The organism is Provencibacterium massiliense, from assembly GCF_900169495.1.
Classification (GTDB): domain Bacteria; phylum Bacillota; class Clostridia; order Oscillospirales; family Ruminococcaceae; genus Harryflintia; species Harryflintia acetispora.
In genome coordinates this window covers 273,793-289,095 of record NZ_FWCH01000012.1, presented here as the reverse complement: position 1 = coordinate 289,095, position 15,303 = coordinate 273,793, and the positions used below count along the sequence as shown (strand labels likewise).

The window sequence follows — 15,303 nt, the reverse complement described above, 5'->3', positions numbered from 1 at the left end:
AAGAACCGGCTGCGCTGGACAGCGTACCGGCTTTATGAAATGACAAAATTGTTATAGTTGCTGTTTTGCGATAGAAATGCTCCCCGCGTATCGTTGACTGGCGGCGGAATATTCAGCTTCGCAGAAATGTGGGGCTTTTCACCGTTCTGGCTGTATTAGCGCGAGACAGCGCAGTGCGTGCGCGGTTCCGCGAGCCGCTGTCCGGCGAACTGTTTGCGGAGCATAGAGATATATTTTGCCGTTTTGCAATTGCTTCAAAATATGCCTATAAAATCACTGCCTTTCCTGTCCGTTTTGGTTGTCCCCAAAATGGGCACGACCACTTTATCCAAATGAAGCGCCTCTACAATATATGAGGTAACAGAGTTAATCGCTGCGTACATACGTACCGGCGACCGGGGCAGGCATCAATCCCGCCAGTCTTCCGGTACGTACGTACACTGTGAAGCGTCCGTAAACTCGTTTATATGCGGCCTTGCCACTGCCTCAATGCCCATAAAGCCCCAAACCCGGCGTCCCGCCGAATTAGTGATCGTGTTGCAGTGTTCCAGATTGTACTTGCCGCAGGCAGCCACCAGCGCGTCGCTGAAACTGCGGCGTTTGAGTGCAGTCAGACTGTTTTCCTCGCACCACATCCGGTAAATGTCGTAGCAATCCTTTGAACTGATGGACGCATCCGCTTTCAGCCGGATATAGCCCTCGGATTCCAGAAAATCGAACACATTGTTGTTGTCCCGCTTGACGGATTCCCGGTTTTCTCTGGTGCGCTGGCTCTCGGTGAACTTGAAGTTGTTTGTCACCAGCCGCTGCAATCCCGCAAAGGCCCAGAGGAAAATGCCTTCGATTTCTGCCTTCATCTTTTCGGCAAGATCGGGATCATCCACGCGGTCAACAGGTTTCTCTTTGGTGGTCAAAATCAACTGCCGCCGGTAGAAGCCGTCACTGTGGTCAAAAAGGGCCTGCAAGTCTCCGTTGCTGAACGCCAGCAGACGGGAAGACATCCACCCCTGGTAGCTCTGCTTGCCCTTGCGCTCCAAGTCCATCTTGCCCTGGGCGGTGACGATGGATTTTACATAGTTGGTCTGGCGCAGCGCCTCCATCCGCATATCGTCATCGACACACAGCAGGATGTGTTCCAGGTCGGCGCGAGCAAAGCGGTTCTCGGAAATTTTACCGATGCTGCCATCCTTCATGTTGCTGCCAAACAGCGCGGACAGCACCGCACCGATCTGGCTTTTGCCCTCGCCGCCGCTGCCCTTAATGACCATTATCCGCTGGCCTTTGTTACTGGGGATCAGGCAGTAGCCGATATATTCTTGCAAAGTGGGAATGTCCTCCTGGTAAAGCAGCCCATCCAGAAAAGCCAGCCAGCGGGTCGGTGTGGGAGCATCGGGATTGTAGGCTACTGGCAGGCGACAGCGAACAATCTCCGGCTTGCCCTCCGTAAAGGTGCCATCCAGCATTAGCGTCCCATTTGCCAGATGAATCCGGTCTGCCTCCGGCGGGAAGTCCTCCAGCAATGCAGCCAGCTTCATCAGCTCTACAATGTTGCTGATCTTGCGAGGAATATTGCTGACCGCACAGCAGCGAAGCTCGTCAAAGATTTCGCTGCGTAGGGGCAGGTCATTAGTCACACGTCCATCGGGCGTAAAAAAAGCCCCGTTTGTGTAGATGATTTTGTGTCTGCTGAGAAAACCATCACAAAACAGGGCTTCGTTGATGCTCTTGCCGTCAAACCAGATGGGCTGGTTGACCTCAGGCGATTGCTTGTTCTTCGCCACGGTGCTGCACCTCCTTTTCCAGACGTTTGAGCCGCTGCTTCAGCGCGGCGATGGTTCCGTCCTTCAGGAGCATATCCACCGCCTTTACGCGCTGCTCCAGTTCCGCAAACATGAGCACGTCCAACAAATGATCTAAATACTCGATCATATGACACGCCTCCACAAAGCGAGCGTCTGGATTGTCCTCCGGCAACTGTGGGGCACACTCGATTTTCCAGTGTTCCAGCAGGTGCAGATAATCGCACAGTACCCGCTGGCAACGCATCTCATCGTTGCGGAAAGCCCTCGCCAGCGGATAGGGCTTTTTCAGGGCCATCGCTGCCGGGGGCTTGTCCGGGTCGATGCCGAAGTCGTAGGCTAGCTTCTTTGCGGCCTCGTAGCTGCTCAGACCGAACAGTCGCGCCACAAAGTCAATCACGTCCCCGGTGGCCCCGCAGCCAAAGCAGTAGAAATAATTCCTGTTCAGCTTCATGCTGGGATGCCGGTCATCATGGAAGGGGCAGCAGATCATGTCGCCCCGGTTGACCTTGCAGCCGTAGTACTCGGCGGCCTGCTTCACGGTAACAGCAGATTTTACAATTTCAAACAAATTCATAGGTTTTGCCCTCCATAATTTATTGACGGTATCTGTCCGTCTGCCTGAATATACGGGGAAAAAGCCTATAGACCGAAAAATCTGCTAAAAGTGCAAGAAATGAAAAAATGCCGCCCTGAAATCTTGCAAAAATGCAAGACCTCAGAGCGGCGAAGCCAGCGGAAAGCATTTGCCCGCGCTGTTTTTATAGGGTATAATGGAAGCAGAAAGTTTACAGGAAAGAGGTGTGTGTCACATGGAGGGAGCCTATCTGCCCGGAAATATCCGGCAACGGATGCAGGAGCTTATGAAGGAACATAAAATTACCCAGGCACAGCTGGCGACCCGCATCGGCAGCACCGAAAGCGCTATCAGCCGGTTTGTAAGCGGCAAGACCGACAAGATCAGCACAGAACATTTGCTCCGTATTGCGAAAGTGTTTGAAGTCTCCACAGATTTCCTGTTAGGGGAAGTCAACACACCCGACCGGACAAATTTTGATATTGAAGAACTGGGCCTGTCGGTACAGGCGGCGCGGAATCTGTACACCGGAAAAGCCAATACGGAGATCGTCAACCGCCTTTTGGAAAGCCCGCGCTTTGCAGAGGTCACCTACATGATCGAGCAATATTTTGATGATACGCTGGCCGCCGGTTTCGCCGGACAGAACCAGATGCTTACCACCCTCAGCGCCATGCTACGCCGGAATGTGAAAACGGATGCCGCTGTACAGGCTGCCAGAACTGTCAACCGGCAGAAAGTCCCTGTCTATCAGGCAGACCTGACGATGATACAGAATACTTTCATGGCGGCACTGCGGGAAGTGAAGAAAGAGATTGGTAATGATTTCACGGCGGCACAGTCTTTGACCAAGGGCATCACCCAACAGATGTTCTCCGAGTTGACAAAAAGCCAGGATGTCCAGGCACCGACAATCACACCGGAAATGATTTCCGCTGCTGTCACCCAGAGCGCGGCAGGGATGGACGGCGTGCAAAAGGAAGCGTTGGACAAGTTCGGTCAGGCGCTGACGGAATTTCTCCAATCCACCTTAGACCACGCGCAGGAGAAGCAAAATGCCGACCCGGAGCAATGAGCAGCTGTGCAGGCTGGCGCAAGCAGGGGATACGGCTGCCCGCGACATTCTGCTGGAAAACAATCTGGGATTCATCCAAAAAATAGCGCTGGAACAATATCGGGGCATGGGTCTGGATGAAAATGATATTGGAATTGGCATAGATGATCTGATGCAGGAGGGAAGTATCGGCCTGCTAAACGCAATCCCTTTGTTTGACGCCGGACGCGGCATGAAATTTCTGACTTATGCAGCACCGGCAATCCGCAACGCCATGACAGACTGTATCCGCGCCGCCCTCGCGCAGTTTGAACAACGGATGGTGGATAAGAAAGACGGCCCCGGCTTCCAGAGAGTATATCTAGATGACGTCCTCTCGGATGATGAACGGATGCTGCGGATCGAAGCCATAGCCGATCCTCACACCCAAACGCCGGAGCAAATTTACATTCAAAAAGAACAGCTGACGGAACTGTATGCGGCGCTGGACAAGCTGACTGCCAGAGAGCAGACCTATCTGCTGTACCGCTATGGTTTTACCGATGGAATCGAGCACCCGCTGATCGGCGCGGCACTCCATTTCCATCTCAGCGAGAGCCGGACAAAGAAGGTGGAGGGAGAGGCGATGGACAGCCTGCGCGGGAAGCTGCCGTGGTGGTTCTGATACGATAGTAAGCAGCGGCTGACGGGGGCTTTGATATACCTTTGTTCCGCAGATGACACGGCTGGCAGACAGTGCATATCCGCCCCGCCTACCAGCCTTTTTCTGTCGCTTATGCCGCCCCGAAAGGGGCAACCTTTCCCGCCAGAACGCCGCAACTGTAGCCACACTTTCCGAGGTGTGCTACATTTCTGGCTGCCATCTGCTCCACAAAGGTATAACACACTAGACTTTCCTACGGAAAATCGTGTGCCAACAGGGATGCTACCCGCCCCTATTGGAAACCCAGAGCCAAAGGGGTTTCCCCTTTGGATACCCCTTTGGGGGCAGTTATGGTGCCCAGACTCCCAACGTGAATCGGCTTCCAAGAATTTTTTGCTATGTGGCGGTAATTTTTCGGGTTGTCCTATATGGAAATAGCTGTGCATTTGCGGTTTTCTATGTGTTTACAATAAGTTGCCCTTGGGCAAGGGGAAAAAGTAAATTGATGTGTAAGGGGGTATACATATGGCTTCACTAACACATGTTTGTATGTGGTCAGACAACGGCTGGAAGCGGATTACAGCAGAACAAGCGGCCAAACTGCATCCGGGTGGAACTGTATCCGCTCATAGTGGTTTGTTTATGTGTGAATTATGTGGGCAGTATGTCTCCCTTACTGATGGTACGGTTCAAACACGCCACTTTAGACACAGTGCCTATGAAAAAAGCAAAAATTGCCCTGAACGTATATTTGGAGCCGGCTATTCAATCTCTTATGGTTCGCACGAACACGAATTACCAATCCGTATTACTGGTGTGTCCTCATCTTCGTTCAGATTTGAAGTTGGTTTGATTCGTGCTCCAATTAGTTCACTCAGCAAAGATTTCCGTATAGGAATCAAGCCGAAGGGAGTAATGGATGCACCTTATGTGTTCACGAAAGAACGGCTAAATTGCGATAGCATTACATATCTCTCCATCGGTGAAAGGCCATTTGAAAAATACACTCTCAGTTTTAAAAACGGAAGTGATAAACTGCGCGAGTTCTGGCCGACAGAAATTAACGGAATGGATCCAGAGGGGACGTTGTTTGAAAGGACTTCTGGTAAGAAACTCACATACGATGCTGATGTCGAGATTGAGAAAGAGTACTACCTGTTAAAACGCGGCCATTTCCATAATAAGCCATATAGCAGTATACAAATTCAAGAGATTGCTCAGAAACAATTTGGTTGGGAAACTTGGAGACTTTATGTGATTTCTGCATCTACATTTTGTGAAGAAGCGGCCCGTTTCTTTCTTGATTTTCATTGCCGCCTAACTGATTACCCGGTTTCATTACAGCCGGTGTGGCCATTATTTGTAGAGGGAAATTATATAGTAAAACATAGTCAAGATAGTATGTACATGCTTGTCAAAGGTAATGTGGCAACAGTCAAGACTTTTCCTTCTGCAGCGGTTCGTCAGCTAACTCATGATCGTACTCAAGCAAGACTATATGAGGTTCTCTGTTCCAGTAGGCAACAGTTGATATCAGCAGGACGTACTCAAGCATTGCAATATACTTATTTTTGGAAAGAGCCTCTTAACCAGGTAGGATTACCTCCAGAAATCTTAGTGACAGATCTTTCTGGCTCTGAGGTCCTTCCTGGTAAAGCCAATACGCTACCACATAGCAAAGTACTGCTCTTCAAATCAACATATGATGGTGAGCTTATTATCTCTAACAAAGACCATGTTGTAGATAAGCGAAAAATATATGCGGATAAACCGCTTGAGCTGGACGGGATATCTTATGGTGTAAGTGTTCAAGCTGTCATTGGCCTTGATGTTGTCTGGCAAATTGACTTTCAAAAACAACAGTCTATCATCGTAAACGACGAAGTTGAAATCCTGAAGCATATTAGTCGCGTATCTGGAGCATCCATTCCCGCTCCTCATTCTTTGCGAAATATTTTAGCCGCCATGAGCCGTTATCCACAGATATGTCAGTGGATACGGAAATGTATCAAGGAAGGTACCATCAATGAGCAATCCTACCGGAGATTGCAGGATGCCTATCGCAGTATGAATATACAGGGAGATAAATTATGAACTACATCGGACTTCTTACCAAAGAGGAGAAATCAATTCTCTGCGGAATCATTACAGGTAAAGAGTTCAAAGAGCTCTTCAAGAGAAACGAACAGGAATTTTCGAAAATCCGGAAAGGTTTCAGAGCCAAATCATTGACAGAACAACAGGCATTGTCAATTGCCATATCCAATATTGATAAACCCTTTATTGCAACGTGGGTCAACACAATGTTAGAACACTGGCTCAAAGAAATCCAAGAAAATATAGCCAAACTTGAAGGAGAGGGTTTATCTCATAGCGCTGCTTTGGCGACAACTATGCTTGATTCTTTCTTTGTCAATAATGTCGAGTTGTATTTTAAGTTGACAGGTAATCCTTTGGATGCGGATGCATACTCTAATCTTTACGAGAGAATGGAGAATATTAAATCTGAGCGTGCAAGAAACGCTGAAATGTCTGACCGAATTAAGGCTGTGGAACAAGAAAATCGCAGTCTGTCCGATCAAGTTGAAGCAGCCCAGCGTAGCATGGAGGCCATAAAAACTGAGTGCGAAGAGAGAGTTCAAGAAATTGAACAGCGCAAAAACGAATTAGAATCCTTGCTGGCTGCAGCACAAGCTAAAATTGCCGAATTACAGACCGCACCTAGCGCCTTCACGAATGACGACGCAGATTATCTTGCACAATTTGATGATACAAATACTTCTATCCTGCCTTCTGGTAGTGCAGATGAAATCATTTCTTTATGTGGTGTTATTTCGGATTATAATGGTCAGAAATGGCTTATACGATATGCTGATTTGAACAATAATGGACGTTATGACATTTTCCTAAAAAACGAAGATGTCCCGCCGTACTTCACAAATAGAGATAAAATTTTCTATAAGGACGGGCCTTCTAACAACGGTTTCTACGGTATCTGGACTTGGTCCGCAGTTCCGAACGAAAATGATCCTTCCAAGGATTATATATTGTCACGGTATAATACAGATATAGATGCCATTGAAATTGTTACCATTACAGAAACGACAACCCTTGACGACCTAGTTGATCTTTTGAAAAAGGGAATCGAATACCAGCCTCATAGCCGTAGAGTTATGTTCACCCTTTATGCATCCAAAGGACAGTATATAGGCATTCTGTGCAACACCAAAGAATTCAATACTGTTAATGGGAAAACTACCGTTTCTGAAGATTGCATTGTTGTGCCGGTATATGAATTTGCTGCTGATGACATTATTCGTCTGGGCAACGGGCTCTCTTTTTATCGAAACGCATTTGCGGGCCTTCCAAGCAAGCTTTACCATTTGAAAAGCCCGCTTGACATTGTAAAGAATATCGTATTCTCATCGCTTTCTTGGAATGCATATAAAACGAGAGAGGTAACGCGTGCCGAATATAGGACGTTTAAGGATTTCATTGGCGCAATTCCGGTTGACGATATAACGCGTAAGATTGGAACTGCATGTCGCTGCTCCACTCCGGCTGCTAAAGAGCTGCTAGATAAATTTCTGAACATAGTCTGGAAATATGTCGATGGAGATAGCTTAGAAGATGAAATAATTCACTCGGCCATTTCCGCAAATGTTGAACTTCAAGAAAAAGCGAAGGCGCTTATTCGCAAAGATTGGGAAACAGAGAACGAAAGCCTGCTCATCGAAGCTCGGGGAAAACTCGATTCACTTCGTGCCGAGTTAAAATCTGTTACTGAGGATTTAAGCAAAGCGCAGGAGGCGCTAAATAAAACAAAAGCGGAAGATGAGCGCCTTGCTGGTATCATAGCCGAAAAAGAAAGGCTAGCCGCGGATGTCGAAAAAGCGGTTGCCGTAAGAATACAAAAGGCACGTGAAAATGCGGCAGATTTCATTGCAAGTATGGCGTTTGTTAGCGGACAACAAATGCAAGGTGGATGTACAGAATCTCCTGCCAAAATCGAAGTTTCATCGAAATCTGATATTGATACATATCGCATATGTCCTGAATATGATAACCTCGACGACCTTGAAGTTCATCACTCTTGGACAGATGTTATCAATACAGCTGTATTTGAACTCGCAGAAGCAGGCGTTGCAGAACAATATAGAACTGGGCTCGCTGCTTTTCTTTGTGCCGCCTACATTAAAAAACAGCCACTTTTACTTGTTGGTCCCAATGCAATCGACATTATTCAAGCATTTAGTGCGGCCGTAACTGCTCATAAGCATGGAGTTCTCTGCTGTGAAGGTGGCTATGTCTATCAGGCGGTTGAGAAAATAGGTGCCGATGGTGAAAGCATTGTAATAATCAACAACTTTCTTGCAAGCGGCTGGATAAACAGGCTTCCAGAAATACTTTATAAAAAAGATATTTTTTATGTATTTACTCACCCGTATGCAGAAGACATTCAGGTTGAACCTAAAAGCCTGTATGGATTCATGTTGCCACTGTTTACAGAGTTCTTGGTGGATAAAAAAGCTACTGGTAAATACTATGGGGGCTACTTCTCTGACAATTTTAAATCCTTTTCGCCAGAAAAAGGCGCACACAAAGAACTATCAGTCCTTTCGAAATTTGCTCTGAGTTCGTTAGTGAGAAGCAAAATCAACAGCATTGCGGCTACGATGCACGGTATTTATCCCCTTGCTACAACGGATGACGATTTCTTGTTTTGCATTTTCCCTATTGCCTATGCTTCAATGGCGGTAAATGAACTTGCAGAGGAAATTGCTGACTCGCAGAATGGAATCACAATTTCTGCTAACCTTAAACGCGACCTTCAGTATGTATTGGGGGAAATCTAATGGACAAGTATAACGGACTTCTCTCGAAAGTATCACGACAGTATCACATTCTTAGGGGAACCCAAGAAACAGAGAATGAGTGGAAAACTCGTCTTGTTTATAGCATCTGTGGAATGATGGCGTATGCCTGCCTCTGGGACGATACAGAAGAACCTATTTCCATTGTACACCTGAAAAGAAGAATTCGCAGTGTGTTTGCCAATTACAAATCAATGTACCCAGAACTTTCTGACAGCTTACCATATGTGTCTGAAGATCTGGAAGATGAAATTGAAAATCAGTTCTTAAGCACAGGAGTTATTTATCACCGTCCCAACAGAATAGCTCCATCAATAAAACATGAAGAACCGTTCAGTGGTATACTCTTTCAAAGAGGCATTTCTTTGGATAATATCTCCTGTGTATCTGGCATCGGATTTTATTCAAGGCAGGATGGCGGAACGAACCCCGGTAATATAAAAACAATGTTTGGTCTCGAACAAGAGAAGTTGCAAACATTGTGGCAAACTACATTATCTACTGCTTCTTGGAAACCTAATCCAGCGTTTGAATATAATACAGAGTATCTTCGCCTAAAGCCGTCTTTCTCTCGTGGATATTGGGTTACTGAGCCAGATAAGACTGGAACCGTTTCAATTCTTCGAACCGGTATGAAAGGTTCACAGCTATACTATCTTTATCGGTACATTGATACTGCACTAGAAGTTAGTCCACTTTCACAATGGCAGGTAGAAAATTATAACTACAGAACACTCGCATGTGCCTGCCTCTCAACCTGTGGAACGTTACCGCCAATTGAGTACTCTGAGGATGGGGCATTAGTTCATGTACGTATGAATTATTTGCTTCCACCACGCGAGCTTGAATTTTTAAAGTACTACAGCTGGCCTGAAATATGTACATCTCTTCCGTGTAATTTTAGGCGAAAGCTCTCTGTAGAAGTTTTTGGAGCTATTAAAAATATTCTATCTGATGAGGGATATGAATTCAAAGGAGGGATAATCTGATGCCCAATGGAGCTAATTCTGTTCATAAGCAGCTGAGGACGGAACTGGAAGACTATATTAAATCGCAATATTTCGGGAAATCTCCTCTTCTGCTTTCGGCACTAAGCAATCATATTGATGATGAAGGATTGCTTTACCAAAGACCTTTTATTGAGTCCTCACCAGCATATGTTACAGTACAAAATGGGATTGAAACAGCAGCCCTTGAGAATTGGATGAAAGACTATTTCTTGCAGTTGGCAAAGGCTAATATAGGAGTGTTCCCATCTCCGTTTGCACACCAAATCTCGGCGCTTGAAGCCGCAATCAGAGGAGAAAACTTGTTCGTTTCAACAGGTACTGGTTCCGGTAAAACTGAGTGTTTTATGTGGCCACTTCTTGCAAAGATGGCGACTGAAGCAAGAAACTCCAAGGAATCATGGGCAAAACGAGGTGTTCGCACAATTATTATGTACCCAATGAATGCCTTGGTTTCAGACCAAGTTAGCCGGCTTAGAAGAATGATCGGAGATCCTGATGAGAGGTTTATCAAGATATTCCGAAAGACCTGTGGTGATGAAGTGCGTCGCCCTCAGTTTGGTATGTATACTGGCAGAACCCCATACCCTGGAGTTCAGCCTTCCACTGAACAGGATAGAAAACTTGAAAAAACCTTGGCAAGAATGTCCTTCCCACAAAGCGATTCTGAAAAAGAATTCTTCAATCATCTTCTCAAAGAAGGAAAGATACCTGCAAAGGCGGATATGAATCAGTTCCTTCAGGGGCTACATGATAGTAAGCATATTCCAAACGATGACGATGCAGAATTAATCACACGATTTGAAATGCAGCAATTCTGCCCGGATATTCTCATTACAAACTATTCTATGCTGGAATATATGCTATTGCGTCCCAGAGAACAAAAAATATGGAATGACACACGCGAATGGCTGGCTTCAAACAGTGAAAATAAATTGATGTTTGTTATTGATGAAGCACATATGTACCGTGGTTCATCCGGCGGAGAAGTGGCATTATTGATTCGCAGGCTCTTCCATAAGCTCGGCATCAGTCGTGATCGTGTGCAATTTATACTCACTACTGCAAGTATGCCCAACAAAAGCCAGCAAGACGTTGATTCCGTAATGAAGTTTGCAAATGAACTTACGGCATCAGACACAGCAACCCGGTTCTGTTATCTGACGGGGGAGAGAGAGGTAATTGATGGGCAACTGAAATACGACATCCCCGCCGAGCTTCTCTTGAACTCAGATCCTGGCCAATTTGAAGATAAAGATGAAGTGAAGCTTTCTGCCCTTTTGTCATTCTGGAAGCAATTAGAAGGATTTGACCCTGGCATTACATCCTTGGAATCAGTATACAACTGGATGTACGAAAATCTTGTCTATTACCGTCCGTTCCATGAGCTTATTAAGTATTGTCGGGGAAATGCCGTATCCCTGGCAGAGCTTTCTTCTGGTATCTTCCCGAATCTCAATCCAGAGAATGCGCTAAAAGCGATTAGTGTCCTCTTGGCAATTGCGCCGCTTGCAAAAAACGCAAAGGGCTCTGTTCTTTTCCCCGCACGGATGCATATGCTTTTCAAAGGTATTTCGGGGGTATATGCCTGTGCCAATGCCAATTGTAGTTGTTCTCATTCGGAAGGCAGACTCACTTTAGGAGAAATCTACTTATCGGATGGTAATTTAACTTGTCCCCATTGTGGTAGTGTGGTATACGAACTTTATAATGATCGACGCTGCGGTGCGCTGTTCTTCAAAGGGTATGTTCTGGAAGATGACTCGGGGCTTCATGGAAATGTATATCTGTGGCATTATCCCGGGCAGTTGATGGATCGCAGGATGAAAGAAATACATCTGTTTATTCCGACTTCGGTTGATGAATCTGAACTATCTAAATCAAAAAAATATGGTAGGAGTACGATAAAACCTTGTTATCTTGATGTTAAGAGCGGGTTCATCAATTTTACAGATGACTCTTCTGATGGAAAGCCTTGGGTTAGAAAGCTGTATTATTATCATAAATACTCCGAAAAAGGCAGACCACCGATTATTACTTTCCCAACTTGTCCTCATTGCAGGCATCAATTTTCTGAATCCCAACTTACGTCATTCAGCACTCGAGGCAATCAGTCTTTCTTCAACCTAATCAAAGCGCAGTTCCAACTGCAACCGGCTGTGCCAGGAAAGGATAATGATCCGGATAGGTTTCCTAACGAGGGACGTAAGGTTTTGCTATTTTCGGATAGTCGTCAGCGAGCAGCCAAGCTAGCTCGAGATATGTCAGAAGCTTCGGACATTTCTGCTGCAAGGCAACTGTTTGCAATCGCCATCAAAATGATGGAAGGACAAACGGTCGAGCAGTCAATAAATTCGCTGTATGACTATTTTTGTCTCGCTGCCGGTCAACATCATGTGCAAATTTTTCATGGGCCCGAACGCATAAAATTTGTTGAGAATTGCACTGTTGCACTGAATAACTACAATCGCTCTGTAAAACGAGGACGAGAGTATGCCCCGAGATTTACGATTGCAGACGCTCCTGTTCAGATGCAGGAATATTTTCTTCGGTTGTTTGCTGGTGGTTATAACACCTTGTATGACTCGGCTACAAGCTGGATTGAACCGACTGATCGGGCTCTTGATGATGCTATATATGCTCTTGATGAAAACAATGTGACTGTAACTGATGAAGAGTTTATTGAATTATTTAATGCGTGGATATTATTTATATGCGATAGGTATACAGCTATAGGACATACTATAGATAATACAGTTCGTAAGAACGTGCGTAGAAGTCATGATGGTTACGGCCTTAATAAAGATTGGGGATTCTCAAAAGTAATTCGTAAAATTATGGGATGGAGTGACGGAAATGAATCCGAGCTAGCGTGGAAACGGGTACTAAAAGAAATGTTTCTTGATCTGGCGCAGCCCGACAATGGGAGACTTTATGTTGATCTTTCTAGGGTAAAACCACGTTTTGATGCTGCTCATGTATGGTACAAATGTGAACAATGCTCTGAATTGACTCCATTTACACTAAAAGGAAAATGCCCAACTTGCGGTTCTTCTCATATCCATGAGATGAAATCTGGTGAATACGAAGCACTTAGTTTCTGGAGAAAGCCAGTAGCTGATGCACTTCACGGCGAGCCAATTCATGTAATTGACACCGAGGAACATACTGCTCAGCTCTCACACAAAGACCAACGTGATGATCTTTGGAGTAAAACTGAGCAATATGAATTGCGTTTCCAAGATTTAATCCAAGATGGTGAAACACCTGTCGATATTCTTAGCAGTACAACCACCATGGAAGTTGGTATTGATATTGGATCTCTTGTCGCGGTTGGCTTACGAAATATCCCTCCCATGCGCGAAAATTATCAGCAGCGAGCTGGTCGTGCTGGCCGCCGTGGATCTAGTTTATCTACCATCGTTACCTTCTGTGAAGATGGTCCGCATGATACATTGTACTTCAATGATCCAATTCCCATGTTCCGTGGTGACCCTCGCAAGCCTTGGATTGATATAAGAAGTGAGAAGCTCCTCCAGCGTCATTTAGCTATGGTTATCCTCCAGGAATTCCTTTCAGAAAATCATATGAGCCTTGACACAGTTTCAGCAGCAGTTTTCCTTAACGATTTTCTTGACAGTTTTAAGAACTATCTTGCAGCTTACGATGCTGATAAAGACAAACTACTTTTACCTGTCGGAATACCATTCCACTATTCAGTGTTTGAGGATGAATTGAAAAAATCTTTTGATACGCTTAAAGAAAAATGTCAGACGCATCCCGAACTTTTTGGAGTAGAAGAAGGCGCTAAGGAAGGGGAGGCAAAGGTTCTTCTTGACGCTCTCTATGAAGAAGGAATCATCCCAACATATTCTTTCCCGAAGAATGTCGTAAGTACCTACATACCAGATATGTACGGAAAAATTCTTTACGAAGTTGACCGTGGACTTGATGTAGCTATTGGCGAATATGCTCCTGGTAGAGCAATTGTCGTTGATAAACAAACCTATCAGATTGGCGGGTTCTACTATCCTGGAAGTGAACGTCGTCATGGTCAAGCACTAACTCCGGCACGCGCTTACACAGAAGACCCGAATTACGTAAAACAGGTTATCTCATGTCCGGAGTGCGGTTGGTTCGGTCTGATGGAAGAGCAAACCAAGCGTTGTCCATTTTGTGGAAACGGCAATCTGAAAATTACTCGTGAAATGATGCGCCCTTGGGGTTTTGCACCAAGAAATGCTGAATCAATACCAGATGTTCAGCTGTCAGAAGAATACACTGCTGTACAGCAGCCTCTGTATTCGACTCTGCCCGAGGCTGAAGAAATGAAACTTGCTCCAGGCTGTAAAAACATACGGATCGCTTCACGAACAAACCAACGGATTATCATGCTGAACAAAGGATCGGATGACAAAGGCTTTATGGTCTGCAAGGACTGTGGAGCGGCTATGCCAGGTGATGATATTTCTGTTCTAAATGATATTAATAGGCCGTATAAGTCAAAGTATGCCCGAAGTAAATGCCGTCACAACAACCGTTTTAATGTGAATCTTGGCTATGACTTTATAACTGATATGTTGGTTCTCGAATTCACAATTGACGACAAGATCATTGACGCCAGAAGGAATGATAATCCATGGCTTAATCGCGCAGCGCAATCCCTAGCTGAAGCATTGCGATTGGTAGCAAGTAAAAAACTTGATGTTGAATTCACCGAACTCGTTACTGGTTATCGACTTAGAACCGGTTCTGAAGCCTCTTATGTTGACATTTACCTTTACGATAGTTTGTCGAGTGGCGCTGGTTATGCTGTCAGTGTAGCTGATGCGATTGCCGAACTGCTAACCGACATGAAAGAGCTGTTAAGTTCTTGTGATTGTGGATCTGCGTGTTCTAAATGCTTAAAGCATTACAGAAACCAATATGTACACGGTATGCTTGACCGCTTCGCTGCGCTCCAACTCCTTGAATGGGGTGTTGATGGGATAAATGCATCGCCAATCAAACCAGAGAAACAGATTAAAATGATCATGCCTTTGGTGAATATTCTTAAGCAATCTGGTTGTGAGATTATTACTGACGGTGAAATTATGGCAACCAGGCGAAAAAACACAAAAAAGGTTGTTGTCTACCCGGCAATGTGGGTTGAGCCATGTGCTGCCGGTACCATTTTTGTGAGTGACGCTTATATCAAGTACGCTAAACCGTATGCTGTCCAAAAGATTCTAGACAACATCCAATGAAATAGCTTGATTACGGACCAAAATAGTAAGCGCAGCTCACCGACCATTGTCGATTGGTGAGCTGCGCTGCATTTTTTCAAGGTGAGGGAAACTATGACTACAT

Annotated in this window: 8 protein-coding genes; 6 read left to right on the top strand and 2 right to left on the bottom strand. The window is 45.4% G+C overall.

Going from position 1 to position 15,303, the window contains the following annotated elements; all coding sequences use genetic code 11:
- Positions 1–407: 407 nt before the first annotated feature.
- Positions 408–1,781, bottom strand: a complete 1,374-nt coding sequence (locus B5477_RS06385) for a DNA primase family protein (protein ID WP_079698913.1) — start codon at positions 1,779–1,781, stop codon at positions 408–410.
- Positions 1,756–2,376, bottom strand: coding sequence for a CHC2 zinc finger domain-containing protein (locus B5477_RS06380; RefSeq protein WP_079698912.1), 621 nt, complete (start codon positions 2,374–2,376; stop codon positions 1,756–1,758). The genes B5477_RS06385 and B5477_RS06380 overlap by 26 nt, the downstream gene beginning before the upstream one ends.
- Before the next feature lie 235 nt (positions 2,377–2,611).
- On the opposite strand from B5477_RS06380, the gene B5477_RS06375 reads away from it, so the two are divergent.
- The 6 genes from B5477_RS06375 (at position 2,612) to B5477_RS06355 (ending at position 15,200) form a co-directional block, all read left to right on the top strand.
- Positions 2,612–3,451: a helix-turn-helix domain-containing protein gene (locus B5477_RS06375; RefSeq protein ID WP_079698911.1), complete on the top strand. Its 840-nt coding sequence runs from the start codon at positions 2,612–2,614 to the stop codon at positions 3,449–3,451.
- Positions 3,432–4,094 carry a sigma-70 family RNA polymerase sigma factor gene (locus tag B5477_RS06370; RefSeq protein WP_079698910.1) on the top strand — a complete coding sequence of 221 codons (663 nt, stop codon included), beginning with the start codon at positions 3,432–3,434 and terminating at the stop codon, positions 4,092–4,094. Before B5477_RS06375 ends, B5477_RS06370 begins: the two co-directional genes overlap by 20 nt.
- 504 nt (positions 4,095–4,598) lie before the next feature.
- Positions 4,599–6,167 (top strand): hypothetical protein, encoded by a 1,569-nt coding sequence (locus B5477_RS14855; RefSeq protein ID WP_143533555.1) that lies wholly within the window; start codon positions 4,599–4,601, stop codon positions 6,165–6,167.
- Positions 6,164–8,929, top strand: a complete 2,766-nt coding sequence (locus B5477_RS06360) for a coiled-coil domain-containing protein (RefSeq protein WP_079698908.1) — start codon at positions 6,164–6,166, stop codon at positions 8,927–8,929. The genes B5477_RS14855 and B5477_RS06360 overlap by 4 nt, the downstream gene beginning before the upstream one ends.
- Positions 8,929–9,936, top strand: coding sequence for a hypothetical protein (locus tag B5477_RS14850; protein ID WP_143533554.1), 1,008 nt, complete (start codon positions 8,929–8,931; stop codon positions 9,934–9,936). The genes B5477_RS06360 and B5477_RS14850 overlap by 1 nt, the downstream gene beginning before the upstream one ends.
- The gene (locus B5477_RS06355; protein ID WP_079698907.1) at positions 9,936–15,200 is read left to right on the top strand and encodes a DEAD/DEAH box helicase; all 5,265 of its coding nucleotides are present in this window, start codon (positions 9,936–9,938) and stop codon (positions 15,198–15,200) included. The genes B5477_RS14850 and B5477_RS06355 overlap by 1 nt, the downstream gene beginning before the upstream one ends.
- Positions 15,201–15,303 lie beyond the last annotated feature (103 nt).

Coding starts and splice junctions, on each gene's coding strand:
- B5477_RS06380 (WP_079698912.1), bottom strand. CDS start 2,376: ATGAATTTGTTTGAAATTGTAAAATCTGCTGTTACCGTGAAGCAGGCC.
- B5477_RS06375 (WP_079698911.1), top strand. CDS start 2,612: ATGGAGGGAGCCTATCTGCCCGGAAATATCCGGCAACGGATGCAGGAG.
- B5477_RS06370 (WP_079698910.1), top strand. CDS start 3,432: ATGCCGACCCGGAGCAATGAGCAGCTGTGCAGGCTGGCGCAAGCAGGG.
- B5477_RS14855 (WP_143533555.1), top strand. CDS start 4,599: ATGGCTTCACTAACACATGTTTGTATGTGGTCAGACAACGGCTGGAAG.
- B5477_RS06360 (WP_079698908.1), top strand. CDS start 6,164: ATGAACTACATCGGACTTCTTACCAAAGAGGAGAAATCAATTCTCTGC.
- B5477_RS14850 (WP_143533554.1), top strand. CDS start 8,929: ATGGACAAGTATAACGGACTTCTCTCGAAAGTATCACGACAGTATCAC.
- B5477_RS06355 (WP_079698907.1), top strand. CDS start 9,936: ATGCCCAATGGAGCTAATTCTGTTCATAAGCAGCTGAGGACGGAACTG.